This is a genomic window from Pseudomonas sp. Pseu.R1, assembly GCF_045764065.1.
Classification (GTDB): domain Bacteria; phylum Pseudomonadota; class Gammaproteobacteria; order Pseudomonadales; family Pseudomonadaceae; genus Aquipseudomonas.
The window spans coordinates 5,647,995-5,661,843 of record NZ_JBJGEE020000001.1 but is presented as its reverse complement, the minus strand read 5'-3'; the positions used below and the strand labels follow the sequence as shown (position 1 = coordinate 5,661,843).

The following is a 13,849-nucleotide window of genomic DNA, read 5'->3' as shown; positions in this document are numbered from 1 at the left end:
TGCATGACAGGAGTTTTGGACCAATGAAAACCACGCTGTTGCTCGCCAGCGTCGTCTTGCTGTGCGCCTGCAACACACCCGCCCGGATCGGACCACCGAACGACCCGGACATCAAGGCTGCGCAAGACGCGGGTCGGGCATTGGTGGGCAAGCCGTTGCCTCCCGAGCGGATCCACGCGGGCGACACCTTGCGGATCGTGCGCAATACCGGTGAATCCCCTTCGATCTCGGCCTTCACCGCCAACTCGATTTATGAGCTGACGCTGTTTCCCGTGCTCAACGACGGCACCTTTTCCTACCCCTACATCGGCTCGGTGAAGGCGGCAGGACTGACCGTGCCTCAGTTGACCAAAGTGCTGGAAGAGAAGCTGGCGCCGGTCTATCGGGAAACCGCACTGACCATCAACATCAATCAGGCGCCAAGCAACGTGGTGTTCGTCGGAGGCGCGGTGCGCAATCCGGCCAGCCTGCCCGTGCCGGTGGTGACCAATCTGGAGCAGGCGCTGGTCGGTGCAGGCGGCCTCAATCCAGACGCCGACGCCCGTCTGGTGGCGTTGCTGCGCCCTGGCGATGACGGCCTCTACAAGACCTATTTCTTCGATTATTCCAAGCTGCTGTATGCCAGTGGCGGTGGCCCTGCTGCACCGGTGCTGTTGCAGCGCGGCGATGTCGTGTTCGTGCCCAAGTCCTCGGTTGGCAACCGGATCGACGGCGTGAATCTGTATCTCAACCAGTTGATCCCTTTCTCGAAATCGATCGGCTTCGGTGTGAATTACAACTTGCGCGACAACCAATAATCGGAAGGGACTACCGACATGATCACCATTCGCTCATTCCGCGATCTGCTGCGCCTGTTTTTCATTTTCCGGCGTGAAGTGCAGATCACCGTCGTGGCGACCTTCGCGATTATCGTGCTGGGCGCCTTCCTGCTGCCCAACCGTTATGAGTCCACCGCGCTGCTGTTAGTCAAGCCTGGCCGCGACACCAGCACCGTACCCATCGAGCTTGCCGACCGCCAGTCGGTGGCCGTGCCCAGCGCCTTGCGCGACCCGCTGCTGGATGAAGAACGGATGCTCACCGGTCGGCCGATCATCCGCGCCGTGGCGCAGGAGTACATCGCGAAAGTCTCCGAGGCGCAGCAGAATGCCGGCTTTTTCGCCAAGCTCAAAAACGCGCCGGGCGCCATTCTCAGAGGCGTGATAGGGGCAGCGCGCAGCGTCTTCGAATTCCTCGGACTGATCGAGGCCCGCAGCGCTGAAGAGCGGTTGGCAGAAGACCTGGAGAAATACTTCAAAGTCAGCCATGAACCCGGCTCGTCGGTAATGGAATTGAACTTCACCTGGGACGACCCGCAAGTGGCACAGGCCATCCTGAAAAGCTGGGTCGATCAGTACGGCGTCGAACGCGCGCGCATCCTGGGCCGGGTCAACCTTTATGCGTTTTACGAACAGGAAGTCAAAGACACTCAGGCCAACATCCTTCAGCACAAGAGCGATATTCAGGCCTTGCTCGATCAGATCGGCACCGTGAGCATCAGCCAGCGCCTGGCCGACGTCGCTCAGGGGCTGAACGACCTGCGCACCGAACGCAACAACACCATGCGCTCCATTGCCTCGACCAAGGCCGGGATCGACAAGATTCAGGAGCAGATCAATCGCCAGACCCGCCTGATCAGTTCGGGCAAGGAACTGGCCTTGAACCCGTCTCGCCAGGATCTGCAAACCCGCATCAATGGCAAGGAAGAAGAGCGGCAGGAACTGCTGCGTTCGTTCAAGGAAAGCGCTCCGCCGGTTCAGGCGCTGGACATTGAAATCGCCAACCTCAAAGCGTTGTGGGCCAAGGAAAGCCACACCGTGCAGCGCACCGAGAACATCGCGCCCAATCCGCTGTTCACCCGTTTGCAGAACATTCTCAACGACCAGCAAGCCAGCTACACCCGGCTGCTGGTGCAAAAGCAGCAACTGGATGCGCAACTGGATCAATGGGAGAAGGCGCGGCAACAGGCACTGGAACTGGAACCCAAATTTTCCCGTTTGCAGAACGAGCTGAATGCGGAAGAGAAGAACTTCATTCTCTACACCGACAGCCTTGAAAAAGCCCGGATCGACCGCGAGCTGGACAACAAACAGATCAGCAACATTTCGGTGGTCGAGCAAGCCACACTGAACCCCAGCCGGGTCTTTCCGAAAAGCTTGCTGATGTTGCTGCTGGCGATTCCGTTGAGTCTCGGCGTGGGCCTGCTGGCGTTGTATCTGTTTTACCTGCTGGATCAGCGCATTCATGACGGCGACAAAATCGAGGCGCAGTTCAAGGTGCCGCTGTGGACCACCCTGCAGGACTTGAGCAAGGTCACACCCCAGCAACGCAGCGGCTTCGTCGCCAGTCTCTATCGGCTGTACAGCGTACTGCCGCTCAAGCAAGTCGCAGAGAAGGGGCTGAGTATCGGCTTGACCTCGGCCCACTCGGGCGAAGGCGTGAGCTTCGTCATCGAGCACCTGCGCGAGTTGCTGGAAGAGCACGACTACCGCGTTAGCGTGGGCCATGGGCGTGCTGCCGAACCGGGAGAAATCCTGCTGATCGACGCCTCGAACTTCTTCGCCAAACAGGAGGTGTTCGTCGACCTGCGCGACGCCGATCTGATCGTGCTGGTGATCGAAGCCGAATCCTCCACCGTGCCGAAGCTGCAAAACGCGCTGAGCACACTGTCCACCGCGTTCAAGCACGTCGACGGCATCATCCTCAACCGCCGCCGCTTCGAAATCCCCGAGAAGGTACTGACCTGGCTCGGCCGTTTCCGCAGCCATCATTGAGGAGGGAGTCACTGACATGCAGATCGCCCTGCTCGCCCCGCTGCCACCGGAGCAGAACGGCATCGCCGACTACGCCGGTCACCTCAAACACGCACTGGAGGATCTGGGTGTGCGCGTGAGAACGCCACTGCAAGGGGTCGGCAACGACCCGCACGCGGCGCGGCAACGGGTGGCCGAGGCTGACTGGCAGGGCATCAGCCTGGTGCATGCGGAAATCGGCGGCGGGCGGCTGGCGGAGTTCCATGCCCTGCGTGCGTTGCGCGAACGCTTCCCTCACCTGCCGTTGACCGCCACCGTTCATGACCCGGAACGGCTGGTCTGGCGTCGGGAAAAGCTGCCTTGGCCACTGTCGATGCTGGCTACGCTGCGCTCGCCGCTGCCTGAAGCCGCCACGGTGCTGGCTGATCCGCTGTGTCTGCATGAAGAACGACAATTGGCGCGGCAGATGACGCGGCTGATCACCCTGACTCAAGCGGGTAACCGCTGCCTGCAACAACGCATGGGCTTGCGCCAGGCGCAGATGGCCGTGATTCCCCACGGCAACCTGCCCGTCGCCCCGCGACCGCTGCCCCCGCTACAGCCGCTGAAATTGCTGTATTTCGGTTTTATCTATCGCGGAAAAGGCATCGAAGATCTGCTCGAAGCGCTGGCGCGGCTGTTCACCGAGCAGCCCCCTCTGCGCAGTCAAGTGCGACTGACGCTGGCAGGCGGCAGCGAGCCGGAAATGGCGTTCGGCCCTTCAGGCAGCTATCTGGAACAGTTGCGTCAGCGGATTCGCGAACTGGGCCTGAGCGATGTGATCGGCTGGCATCTGGACCTGCCCGCCGCCGACATTCCTCAGGTCATTCAAGCCCATCACGTGATGGTCCTGCCTTACCGCGAATCGAGCAAATTGAAGATTCTCGGTCAGTTGCGCGGTACCAGCGGCGCGCTGTCCTGGGCCACGGCCTGCGGTCGCGGCGTCATCACCTCCGATGCCCGCTCATTTGCCGAAGAGGTGTCTCACGGCAACGGCGAAATTTACCCGCAAGGCAATGTACAAGCCCTGACTGCAGCGCTGGCGCGCCTGTGCAGCGAACCACAACGCGCCCAGGCATGGGCCGAACGAGCGGCTACGCTGGGTCGGGAAAGGGTCTGGAGCCTCACCGCAGAACGCTTTCAACAACTATTCCAACAGGCGTGCGAGGTGCATGAATGAAGGCCAGAACGTTACTGACGATTTCCCTGATCAGCGCGTGTGCGTTGAGTGCGATCAGCCCGGCCGTGGAGGCCGAAACCCTTTTGCGGGCACCGCGTGCCGTGACCTGGAAAGACTTTCTCGGCGTCAACGTGCAGTTTCACTACTTCTCCCCGGACATCTACCCCAAACAGATGAACCGCCTGGATCAACTGGGCCTGAGCTGGATTCGCTGGACTCTGCACTGGCCCATCCTGGAACCGGCACCGGGGCAATACAGGCTGGCCGATCTGGACGCAGCCATGGCTGCCGCCAAACCCCATAACTACAACACCGTGGCCTATCTGGTGGGTTCGGCCACGTTTGACAGCACCGCCCCTCAGGGCGCCAGCAACACCGACCAATACCCGCCCCGGGACATCAATGTCTTTGCCGAGCGCATGACCGCACTCGCCCAGCGTTACCCCCAAGTCAGCCACTGGCAGGTGTGGAACGAGCCGAACATCATCTGGTTGCCGCAAGCCGACCCGGTCGCCTATTACAACTTGCTGACCACCACCGCCAACGCGATTCGTAGCGCCTTGCCGAACACACCCATCGTCACCGCAGGCGTGGCCTATTACGGCCAGATGCGCGGCTCCACTGGCTACATGTTGCAGTCGATGGTGGATCAGGGGCTGGCCAGCCAGAACATCGTCGCGGCCTATCACCCCTATTCTGAGTACCCGGAAGGCGACTCCATCAAGGACCGGGATTTTCTGGTGCGCGGCAACGCGCTCAACAAAACCCTGCACAACGCCGGGGTGAAAGAGGTTTGGGCCACGGAATGGGGCTGGTCGAGCTACGCAGGACCGGTGGAAATGCAGCACATCGTCGGCCTTGACGGCCAGGCCGATTACACCCTGCGACGGCTCGCGTTGATGAGCACGATGGACTACCAGCGCATTTTCCTGTTCAACCTCAGCGACCTGGACCAACGCGCCAGCGCCCGTGATCGTGGCTACGGCCTGGTGGACCTCAACGGCGAACCCAAGCCGGTCTACGTCGCACTGAAACGTTTCTTCGAGGTCACCGGACCGACCCTGCGACCGGCCGACCCGCCCCCTGCCACCGCGATCCCGGATGACCTGTACGCCATCGCTTGGGACCGTCCGGACGGCTCGCACCTGCTGATGGCCTGGAGCGCCAGCAGCGCGCACCTGAACTTCCCCGGCATCAAGTCCGCGACGCTGCACGACCCGTTGACCGGCAAACAGACCGAGCTGGCCGACACCAAAGGCGTCGACGTGCCTTTGACCCCTACGTTGCAAATCCTCGCCTGGAAGCCGTAGCCATGCGCATTCTCTGGACACTGCCCTACCTGCCCTGGCCCACCACCAGCGGCGGCAAGACCCGCCAGTTTCACCTGCTGCGCAACCTGGCCGCGCGGGGCCACCGCATCACCCTGCTGGTGCAGTCCAAGAGCGAGCTGGATGACGACACCCGCGCCGCGCTGGAGCCGTGGCTGGAGCGTCTGATCGTGGTCCCGCGCCGACCGCTGCGCAGTGCCCGGACCCTGCTCGCCATCGCCTTCGCCCGGCCACCGATGCTGGCCAGCGCCAACGGGTTCTCGCCGCAGTTGCAGCAGCAGTTCGAAGCCTTGCTGCAAGAGCACTGGGACGTGATCCAGATCGAGCACAGTTACAGCTTCCAGCCGTTCGAAGCGCCCCTTCGGCGCGCGGGCAAGTCGTTCATCATGACCGAACACAACGTCGAGTCTGGCCTTGGCGCAGCCAGTTATCACCACTTCCCCGACTGGGCGCGCCCTTTTACGCGCTATGACCAATGGCGCTATCGCCACTGGGAAGAACGGGTCTTTCGCCAGACCCGACAACTGATCGCCGTCACCGAAGATGACGCCAAGGGCCTGAGCCGCATGACCTCGCGGGCCACCAGCCTGGTGGTCAACGGCGTGGATTGTGACTACTACGCCAAGGTCTGTCCGGACCGCTACAGCCGACGCCTGCTGTTCATCGGCAACTACGAATACGGGCCGAATCTGGACGCCATGGAATGGGCACTGGACCACATCATGCCCAAGGTCTGGGCCATCGACCCCATGGTGCGCCTGACCATTGGCGGCTACGCCCTGCCCCACGACTGGCCGCAGCGCTGGGGCGATCCGCGCATCGACTGGCTGGGCTTCGTGCCGGACCTGCGCACCGTACAGAACGAGGCGGCCATCTTCTTCGCCCCGTTGCGCGAGGGCGGCGGGTCCAAGCTCAAGGTGCTGGAAGCCATGGCCGCTGGACTTGCCGTGGTGACCACCGAACAGGGCGTGTCGGGCCTCAAAGTGGTCAACGGCACCCACTACCTGGGATGCGAAGACGCCCACGGCCTGGCGCTGCTGCTGGTCGAGGCGCTCGCCCAACCGCCACGCCTGGCGAAGATCGGCGACGCTGCCCGGGCTTACGTGCGTCAGTACCACGACTGGTCAGTGTCAGCCGCGCAACTGGAAGGCATCTACGCCCAGGTTCACCAGCAAGAGGACACTCACGCATGCGCGTAGGACTGGATTTTCGCCCCGCGACCGGATTCCCCAACAGCGGCATCGGCCGTCAGAACACCGCGCTGGAGGAAGCGTTTCGTGCCCATCCCGACGTGCAATTGCAGCTGTTCAGTGTCGCGCCCTACGAACACCCGATCCGTCGTATTGCCCACTGTCCGCGCTGGCCGACGCCCCTGAACGGCATCCATCGCCTGCCCGAACGCCTGAAGTTCGAAGCCTGCTTTCTCCCCGAAGCACTGCGCGATGCCGAGGTCGAGCTGTACCTGGCCAACCTCAACATGGGCCTGCCCATCGGGCGCAAACCGGCGGGCCTGCGCTACGTACTGCAATTGCATGACCTCTTCCAACTGACCTTGAGCAACGCCCATGGCTCGAAAATCAAGGCGATGATCTACCGCCAGACCGATCGCCTGTCCATCGGCTATTCGGTGAAAGTCGCCGACCGGATCTGGGCACCGTCGCAATTCACCGCCGACGAAACCGTGCGCCTGTTTCCCCACGCCCGGGACAAGGTGCGGGTGCTGCCCAATCTCGTGGAAGGTTTCAGCGCCGAGCCCGCCGATCTCGACACACCGTTGCCTGAGCGCTACTGGCTGTGTGTCGGTACACGGGAGCCGCGCAAGAACATGCCGTGGTTTGTCGAGGCCTGGCAGGTCGCCCGACGCCAGTTCCCCAGAACCCCGGACCTGGTGCTGGTCGGCGGCCCCGAGGGGCTGACCACCGCCCAGCGCGAGTGCCCGGGCCTGCACATCGTCAGTGGCATCAGTGACGGTCAGTTGCATCAGGTCTATCGTCAGGCCGAGCGCCTGTGGCACCCCTCCTATGGCGAAGGTTTCGGCCTGCCGGTGGTGGAAGCGCTGGGGGTCGGCACCCCCGTGGCGGTGGCCAGCGGCTCGTCGCTGGACGAGGTCACGCCAGCGGGCAGCCCGCGTTTTTCCCCCAACGATCAGGCGGCGCTGATCCGCTTGATGGGCATGTTGTCCAGCGCCGAGGCCGAAGACCCGACCGCGCTCAAGGCATGGGCCAGCCACTATGGCGTCGAGGCCTACCGTCGGCGTTTCAACGAATTGCTGGAGGAGTTGCGCTGATGCCGTTGGCGATGCCTGTGGGCGTATTGATCGCGCTGCTGTTCGGTGTGATGGTCTGGCTGTTGCCCGCGCTGAAGGTGACGGCGGCATTGATCGGCGTCGCTGCGGTCCTGACCATCATCCGGCGCCCGCTGCGCGGCCTGCTGCTGTTTGGGGTGCTGGCGACCTTTCTGCCCTATGCCACGGTGCAGATCGGTATCCGCACGACGGTTTCGGAGGCCTTGCTGATGCTGGTCTGGGCCAGCCTCATGGCTCACCGTTTGTTCGCGCTGTACGACCCGCCGGTGCACCTGTTGCGCACCGAGCGCTGGCTGATCGCGCTGATGCTGTTCAGTGCCCTGCCCTTCGTGGTCGGTCAACTGATGGTGCACGTCGACGGCAATGGCCCGATCAACTGGGTGCGCTGGCTGTTCAACCTGTCGCCGCTGTTTCTGGTGCCGCGCCTGTTAGGCGATGTGCAGTCCCGGGAGCAGATGGCGGTGGCGATTTTGCTGGGCACGCTGTGCATGTTACTGCTGTCGATTCCGGTGTACCTGAAAGACGGCAACTCGACCGCCATCATCTCGGTCATCGGTGGTCTGGGTTACAGCAACCTCGACACCCTCAATCAAGGCCTTCTCGGACTGTCGAGCCGCATGGGCACGCCGTGGACGCACCCCAACATCGCGGGGGGCGCCATGGCCATGCTGTTGCCGTTGGCGTTCTGCATCGGCATGACCCGTGAAGGCGTGGTGCGCCATCTGGGGTTGGTGGTGGCGGTGCTGGCGCTGGCCGGGCTGCTGTTTACCGGCTCCCGGGGCGCGCTCGTCAGCCTGGCGCTGGTGATGTGCTGGATGGCACGTAACCGTATCCCCTACGTGGGGCGCATGCTGATGGCCGGGGCGATTTTCGGAGCGCTGCTGTTGATGTTCTACCCGCCTTTGCAGGACCGCTTCATTGGCCTGTTCAGCAGTAACGACGCCAGTACCGCGATCCGTTTCGAGGAGTACTCGCACTTCACCGACGCCATGAAAATGTTCCCGCTGGGCATCGGCTTCAAGGTCGACCCACCCGTACCCGGCACCGGGCTGTGGGGGATTTCCAACCTGTGGCTGAACTACATCTATAAGTTGGGCCTTGTCGGCGCGTTGGTTTTCATCGGTGTCACGGTCGTGTGGTGGCGCGAAGCACGCTTGCCAGCCCACCTGGTCACCCTCAATCGCGAAACCGCGCTCTGGCTGGGCACTCGTGCCGGCGTGCTGGCAGCGTTGCTCAGCGGCTTCTTCGACCACTATTTCAGCTTCACCACGGTATTGGTCGCGTTGTTCTGGCTGTTGCTCGGGCTCAATCTTTACGAAGCCCGGCGCTTGCAGGCCAACGCACACGCCCTCGCCTCTGACGCCCGGGAGACACCATGAAACACCGCATGATGCATTCGCACGACTTGCGCCAATCACTCCCCGAATACGCGCGCAAAATGGGCGTCAGCCACGAAGAGTTGGCGAGCGCCTATGACTGGATGTTGGCCAACGACGTGTGCTTCGAAACCCCGATGAAAGACAAGACCCTGTGCTTCATCAGCTACCTGAACATCGAGCCGCGCATCGAACATCCATTGGCCCGACGTTTCTATCGCCTGCTGTCCAAAGAAACGCCCGGTGCGCTGATTCCGCTGTACGGCATCAACTGGCCGACCCTGCGCGACCGAATGCTGCGCACCTGGGAGCAGATTTACAACATCCTGATCTGCAAGATCCCCAGCCATACATTGCGTCTGTTCTGGCTGCGCATGGGCGGGGCGAAAATCGGCAAGGGTTCGTCGGTCTGGCGCAACACCGAAGTGCTGGGCGTCGATGGCCTGCGCATCGGTGAAGACAGCACCGTGGGCTGGCACTGTCAGGTGGATGCCCGTGGCGGGTTGGTCATTGGCAATCATGTGACCATCGCCTCCCACGTCCTGATCATCGCCGGGGGCCATGACCTCAAGGCCCCGGAATTCTGGGCGGTCGGCGGCCCGATCTACATTCATGATTACGCCTGGATCGCCAGCCGCGCCCTGCTGTCGTTCGGTGCCGACATTGGTGAAGGTGCGGTGGTGGGCGGCGGCAGCGTCGTCTCCAAACCCGTCCCGCCCTACGCCATCGTCAGCGGTCCGAACGCCGAAATCAAAGGTGAGCGGGCCCGAGGCCTCAATTACAAAGTGGGCGGCAAAGGCCTGTTCACGTTGTTTCACTGAGGCCCATCCATGTTCGGTTCGACCCTCTGGCTGACCCTGGCGACCCTCACGGGGCTGGCCGCCGGGTTCGCCCGCGAGTGGCTGCTGGTCGCCGCGTGGGGCGCGGGCGGGCGCAGTGATGCGTTTCTGGTGTCGCTGTTTTTGCCTGAAGCCTTGCGCATGGCCTTGGCCGCAGGTTTGCTCAGCGCGGCCGCATTGCCGCTGTATCAACAACGCTCATCGCAAGCGCAACAGGACTGGCTCGGCGCCCTCGCCCCTCGGGTACTGCTGTGCGGGTTGGGTTTGGGTGCGTTGCTCAGTCTGGGGGCTTGGCTGTGGGTGCGGTTGATCGGTCCGGGGCTGGATGAGGCCGGGTACACGCAAGCCGCAGGTTCCCTGCACTGGCTGGCGTGGTCGGCACCGGGCTTTCTGCTGCACGCCCTGTTGTGCGTGCCGTTGCAGGCCCGTTCGCGGTTTGTATTGGCGGGCTTGGGATCGCTGGTGTTCAACCTGCCCCCCGTTCTCTATCTGGCGCTGATGCGCCACGACGCCACGCCCACCGGGCTGGCCCTGGCCTGCCTGCTCGGCAGCCTGTTGATGCCCGGCGTGTTGTGCCCCGCACTGTGTCGCGACGGCTGGAGACCCTGGCATCTCTCCCACGCGCCCGGCGCCGGTCGCGAACTCTTGCAGCGCATTGGCCCATTGCTCAGCAGCAACCTGGCCAGCCAAGGCTTGGCGCTGCTGGAGCGGATGGTCGCCTCGTTGCTGGGAGAAGGCGCAGTGACCTGGGTCAACCTGGCGCGCAAGCTGATCAACCTGCCGTTGATTGCCTTGATGAGTCTGAATCAGGTGCTGCTGGGTTTGATGAGCGGCGCTGAGGACGACCAACGCATGGGGCTGCTGCGCAAAGGCTTGAGCAGCGCGACGCTGTTGACCGTTCCCGCCGTGGCCGGACTGATTGGCGCAGCCGGGGCGCTGGTGTTTCTGCTGATGCCCGGTCAAGCCATCGACGGGCCTTTGCCGGGACTGTTGGCGTGGTTCGCGGCGCCGCTGATGTTCGGCGCCTGGAATGCCCTGCTCGCCCGTTACGCCTATGCCGCGGGTGACACGCGCATGCCGTTGACGTGTGAGCTGACGGGGAGTTTGCTCAATGCCGTGCTGCTCGGCGTACTGCCGTTCGTGTTCGGCCTGATCGGTATCGCCATGGCAGCGATTTGCGGCGTGGTGCTCACCGGTTTGCTGCTGATGCGCAGGCAGCAACTGCTCGATGCCTTGCCATGGCGTCAGCAGTGGTCGTTGGGCGTCGCGATCATGTTGCTGGCTGCCAGCCTGCTGCACCCGCTGAGCAACGTCTGGCTGCAACTGGGTTTGAGCTGCGCCTACGGGGCGATCCTGTTGATCGCCATGGCGATGTGGCTCAAACCTTGGCGACCGCTCAATGGCTGATCATCCACGGGCGCCCTGCCGCCTTGCCTTTCAGGGCATGGGGATTGGCCTTGGTCGGTTCGACCTTTTTGCTCGGCCCGCAGCAGCCACAGCCTTTGGGGTGACGCGTGCTGTCCTGGTATTCGCCGACGGTTTTCGGCGCATGACGGCTGCGCTCGTTGATGGCCATGGCTTTGCGCGTGTGGCCCGCCATCGTCGCCAGTCCCGGCGCGGACAGAATCACCCGCATGCTGGAGGCGCCGCATTCCGGGCAATCGCAGGGTAACGCGCTTTCAGCCATGGGGCGCAGGGCCGTGAAGTCACCGCAATGGGGGCAGTCGTATTCGTACATGGGCATGGTGGGGTCCTCAAGGTTGAGCGCAAATTCAAGAACGTCACCCGGACCTGTCTTGATCGTGCCCACGCTCTGCGTGGGCATGCATCCCGTGACGCTCCGCGTCACAACCGGCAGGGACGCGGAGCGTCCGAGACGGCGTTACCACGCGGAGCGTGGGAACGATCAAGGCGGGTTCATCGGGTATCACTTATCCGGCGCAATCGGCAGATCCACGCTGCCATCGATGAACTTCGTCGGCCCGTTGGCGCTCGGGTTGATGTCGAACTCGAAGATCTCCGTCGGCAACCACAACGTCGCGCAGGCGTTGGGGATGTCGACCACGCCGCTGATGTGCCCCTGCACCGGCGCCGAACCGAGCAACGCATAACCCTGGGCAGGCGAATAGCCGAACTTGGTCATGTAGTTGATCGCGTTCAGACAGGCCTGACGGTAGGCGACGTTGACGTCCAGATAATGCTGCTGCCCGGCTTCGTCCACCGAGATGCCTTCGAAGATCAGGTATTTGTTGTAAGTCGGCACGATGGGGCTGGGTTTGAACACAGGGTTCTTGATCCCGTATTTGGCCATGCCGCCCTTGATCAGCTCGACGCGCATGTGCACCCAACCGGCCATTTCGATGGCGCCGCAGAAGGTGATTTCGCCGTCGCCCTGGCTGAAGTGCAGATCGCCCACCGACAACCCGGCGCCATCGACGTACACCGGGAAGAACACTTTCGAGCCACGGGACAGGTCTTTGATGTCGCAGTTACCGCCGTGCTCACGCGGCGGCACGGTACGCGCGCCAGTCGCGGCGGCCATGTCCCGCGCAGGCCCCTTGAGCTTGCCCATGTGCGCGGTCTTGGCGTGGGGCGGGTTGGCCAGTGGCGGCACGCGGCCTGGCTCGGTGTCGATCAGTTCTTGCTCGCGACGGTTCCACTCGGCGAGCATCTTGTGGTCCGGCAGGCAGCCGATCAGGCCGGGGTGAATCAGCCCCGCGAACTCGACACCTGGAATGTGCCGCGAGCGGGTCATCATGCCTTTGAAATCCCAGATCGCCTTTTGCGCCATCGGGAAATGATCGGTGAGAAAACCACCGCCGTTCTGTTTCGAAAAGAAGCCGTTGAACCCCCACTGCGAGTCCGCACGGGCGCCGATGTCCAGCAGGTCGACCACCAGCAGGTCGCCAGGTTCGGCGCCATGCACGCCCACAGGACCCGACAGGTAGTGCACCGTGGACAGGTCGACGTCGCGCACGTCGCTGGCGTCGTCGTCGTTCTTAATGGCCCCGGCGGTCCAGTCGTAGGTTTCGAGAATGAAATCGTCCCCAGGCTTGACCCAGCAGGCCATCGGAATGTCCGGGTGCCAGCGGTTGTGGATCTGCTCGTTTTCGGTGGCGGGTTGGTTCAGGTCGACTTTGATCAAGACTTCGGTCATGGGTGTGCTCCTTGGATGACTCGGGTTGGCTGTAGCGACGCCATCGCGAATGATTTCGCTCCCACAGGGGAAAGCGTTCGGTCTGTGGGAGCGGATTCATCCGCGATGACGCCAGATCGAACGACACGAATGGGTAGGGCTAAACCGACAGGTAACGACTGATCGTCGCCTCATCGACATTGGCCCGGGTTTCCTCGATGACGAAGCGGCCCTTCTCGATCACCAGAAACCGGTCGGCGATTTCCAGGGTGAACGACAGCACCTGCTCCGAGACCACGATGGTCAGGTTGCGCAAGGTGCGGATCTCTTTGAGGGTGCGGGCGATGTCCTTGATGATCGACGGCTGAATGCCCTCGGTGGGTTCGTCCAGCAGCAACACCTTGGGGTTGGTCGCCAGCGCGCGGGCAATCGCCAGTTGCTGTTGTTGCCCACCGGACAAGTTGCCGCCGCGCCGCCCGCGCATGTCGAACAACACCGGGAACAGCGCGTAGAGGTCTTCCGGCACCTTGCCTTTGGCCGACGCGGGCAGCCCGGTCTGGATGTTTTCAAGCACCGTCATTGAGGGAAAAATCATCCGCCCTTGAGGCACGTAGGCCATGCCGTGCTCGACCCGCGCGTGGGTTTCCATGGCCGAGACCTCGACGCCCTCGACCTGCACCTGGCCGCGCCATTGCGGGAGGATGCCCATCAGACTCTTGAACAGCGTGGTCTTGCCCATGCCGTTGCGGCCCATGACCGCGACGATTTCCTGCTTTTCCACGTTCAGATCCAGGTCGTGGAGGATCTGGCTCTGGCCATAGCCGCAGGCCAACTGATTGATGGTGAACATGCTGCGC

At 62.9% G+C, this 13,849-nt stretch carries 12 protein-coding genes; 9 read left to right on the top strand and 3 right to left on the bottom strand.

Translation table 11 applies throughout. The annotated features are described in order from the left end of the window. The first annotated feature begins 23 nt into the window (after positions 1-23). Genes ACI5GA_RS25775 through ACI5GA_RS25735 form a run of 9 tightly spaced genes read left to right on the top strand, consistent with a single transcriptional unit; the run spans position 24 to position 11,263 of the window. Positions 24-797, top strand: coding sequence for a polysaccharide biosynthesis/export family protein (locus ACI5GA_RS25775; protein ID WP_404633404.1), 774 nt, complete (start codon positions 24-26; stop codon positions 795-797). Positions 798-815: 18 nt separating this feature from the next. Next, positions 816-2,810, top strand: a complete 1,995-nt coding sequence (locus ACI5GA_RS25770) for a lipopolysaccharide biosynthesis protein (RefSeq protein ID WP_404633402.1) — start codon at positions 816-818, stop codon at positions 2,808-2,810. A 16-nt stretch (positions 2,811-2,826) separates the two neighbouring features. Beyond that, complete coding sequence (locus ACI5GA_RS25765) at positions 2,827-4,008, top strand: glycosyltransferase (protein WP_404633400.1); 1,182 nt, start codon at positions 2,827-2,829, stop codon at positions 4,006-4,008. Continuing rightward, positions 4,005-5,318, top strand: a complete 1,314-nt coding sequence (locus tag ACI5GA_RS25760; protein WP_421424803.1) for a cellulase family glycosylhydrolase — start codon at positions 4,005-4,007, stop codon at positions 5,316-5,318. Before ACI5GA_RS25765 ends, ACI5GA_RS25760 begins: the two co-directional genes overlap by 4 nt. A 2-nt stretch (positions 5,319-5,320) precedes the next feature. Continuing rightward, complete coding sequence (locus ACI5GA_RS25755) at positions 5,321-6,535, top strand: glycosyltransferase family 4 protein (RefSeq protein ID WP_421424802.1); 1,215 nt, start codon at positions 5,321-5,323, stop codon at positions 6,533-6,535. Beyond that, on the top strand, positions 6,526-7,623 hold the full coding sequence (locus ACI5GA_RS25750) for a glycosyltransferase family 4 protein (protein ID WP_421424801.1): 1,098 nt from the start codon (positions 6,526-6,528) through the stop codon (positions 7,621-7,623). Before ACI5GA_RS25755 ends, ACI5GA_RS25750 begins: the two co-directional genes overlap by 10 nt. After that, positions 7,623-9,020, top strand: a complete 1,398-nt coding sequence (locus tag ACI5GA_RS25745; RefSeq protein WP_421424800.1) for an O-antigen ligase family protein — start codon at positions 7,623-7,625, stop codon at positions 9,018-9,020. Before ACI5GA_RS25750 ends, ACI5GA_RS25745 begins: the two co-directional genes overlap by 1 nt. Continuing rightward, a complete protein-coding gene (locus tag ACI5GA_RS25740; RefSeq protein WP_404633390.1) occupies positions 9,017-9,838 on the top strand; it encodes an acyltransferase in 822 nt (273 codons plus the stop codon). Before ACI5GA_RS25745 ends, ACI5GA_RS25740 begins: the two co-directional genes overlap by 4 nt. Positions 9,839-9,847: 9 nt before the next feature. Further along, positions 9,848-11,263 (top strand): lipid II flippase MurJ, encoded by a 1,416-nt coding sequence (locus tag ACI5GA_RS25735; protein WP_421424799.1) that lies wholly within the window; start codon positions 9,848-9,850, stop codon positions 11,261-11,263. On the opposite strand, the gene ACI5GA_RS25730 is transcribed toward ACI5GA_RS25735, so the two are convergent. The 3 genes from ACI5GA_RS25730 to urtE form a co-directional block, all read right to left on the bottom strand. Continuing rightward, positions 11,253-11,600 carry an FmdB family zinc ribbon protein gene (locus tag ACI5GA_RS25730; RefSeq protein WP_404633582.1) on the bottom strand — a complete coding sequence of 116 codons (348 nt, stop codon included), beginning with the start codon at positions 11,598-11,600 and terminating at the stop codon, positions 11,253-11,255. The genes ACI5GA_RS25735 and ACI5GA_RS25730 overlap by 11 nt on opposite strands. A 183-nt stretch (positions 11,601-11,783) precedes the next feature. After that, positions 11,784-13,013 carry a formamidase gene (gene fmdA / locus ACI5GA_RS25725; RefSeq protein ID WP_421424798.1) on the bottom strand — a complete coding sequence of 410 codons (1,230 nt, stop codon included), beginning with the start codon at positions 13,011-13,013 and terminating at the stop codon, positions 11,784-11,786. Positions 13,014-13,152: 139 nt separating this feature from the next. Next, entirely contained in the window at positions 13,153-13,842 is a 690-nt protein-coding gene (urtE, locus tag ACI5GA_RS25720) for an urea ABC transporter ATP-binding subunit UrtE (protein WP_404633384.1), read from the bottom strand. Between the last annotated feature and the right edge of the window lie 7 nt (positions 13,843-13,849).

Excerpts from the sequence above, each read along its gene's own strand:
- ACI5GA_RS25775 (WP_404633404.1), top strand. The coding sequence starts at position 24 with ATGAAAACCACGCTGTTGCTCGCCAGCGTCGTCTTGCTGTGCGCCTGC.
- ACI5GA_RS25770 (WP_404633402.1), top strand. The coding sequence starts at position 816 with ATGATCACCATTCGCTCATTCCGCGATCTGCTGCGCCTGTTTTTCATT.
- ACI5GA_RS25765 (WP_404633400.1), top strand. The coding sequence starts at position 2,827 with ATGCAGATCGCCCTGCTCGCCCCGCTGCCACCGGAGCAGAACGGCATC.
- ACI5GA_RS25760 (WP_421424803.1), top strand. The coding sequence starts at position 4,005 with ATGAAGGCCAGAACGTTACTGACGATTTCCCTGATCAGCGCGTGTGCG.
- ACI5GA_RS25755 (WP_421424802.1), top strand. The coding sequence starts at position 5,321 with ATGCGCATTCTCTGGACACTGCCCTACCTGCCCTGGCCCACCACCAGC.
- ACI5GA_RS25750 (WP_421424801.1), top strand. The coding sequence starts at position 6,526 with ATGCGCGTAGGACTGGATTTTCGCCCCGCGACCGGATTCCCCAACAGC.
- ACI5GA_RS25745 (WP_421424800.1), top strand. The coding sequence starts at position 7,623 with ATGCCGTTGGCGATGCCTGTGGGCGTATTGATCGCGCTGCTGTTCGGT.
- ACI5GA_RS25740 (WP_404633390.1), top strand. The coding sequence starts at position 9,017 with ATGAAACACCGCATGATGCATTCGCACGACTTGCGCCAATCACTCCCC.
- ACI5GA_RS25735 (WP_421424799.1), top strand. The coding sequence starts at position 9,848 with ATGTTCGGTTCGACCCTCTGGCTGACCCTGGCGACCCTCACGGGGCTG.
- ACI5GA_RS25730 (WP_404633582.1), bottom strand. The coding sequence starts at position 11,600 with ATGCCCATGTACGAATACGACTGCCCCCATTGCGGTGACTTCACGGCC.
- fmdA (WP_421424798.1), bottom strand. The coding sequence starts at position 13,013 with ATGACCGAAGTCTTGATCAAAGTCGACCTGAACCAACCCGCCACCGAA.
- urtE (WP_404633384.1), bottom strand. The coding sequence starts at position 13,842 with ATGTTCACCATCAATCAGTTGGCCTGCGGCTATGGCCAGAGCCAGATC.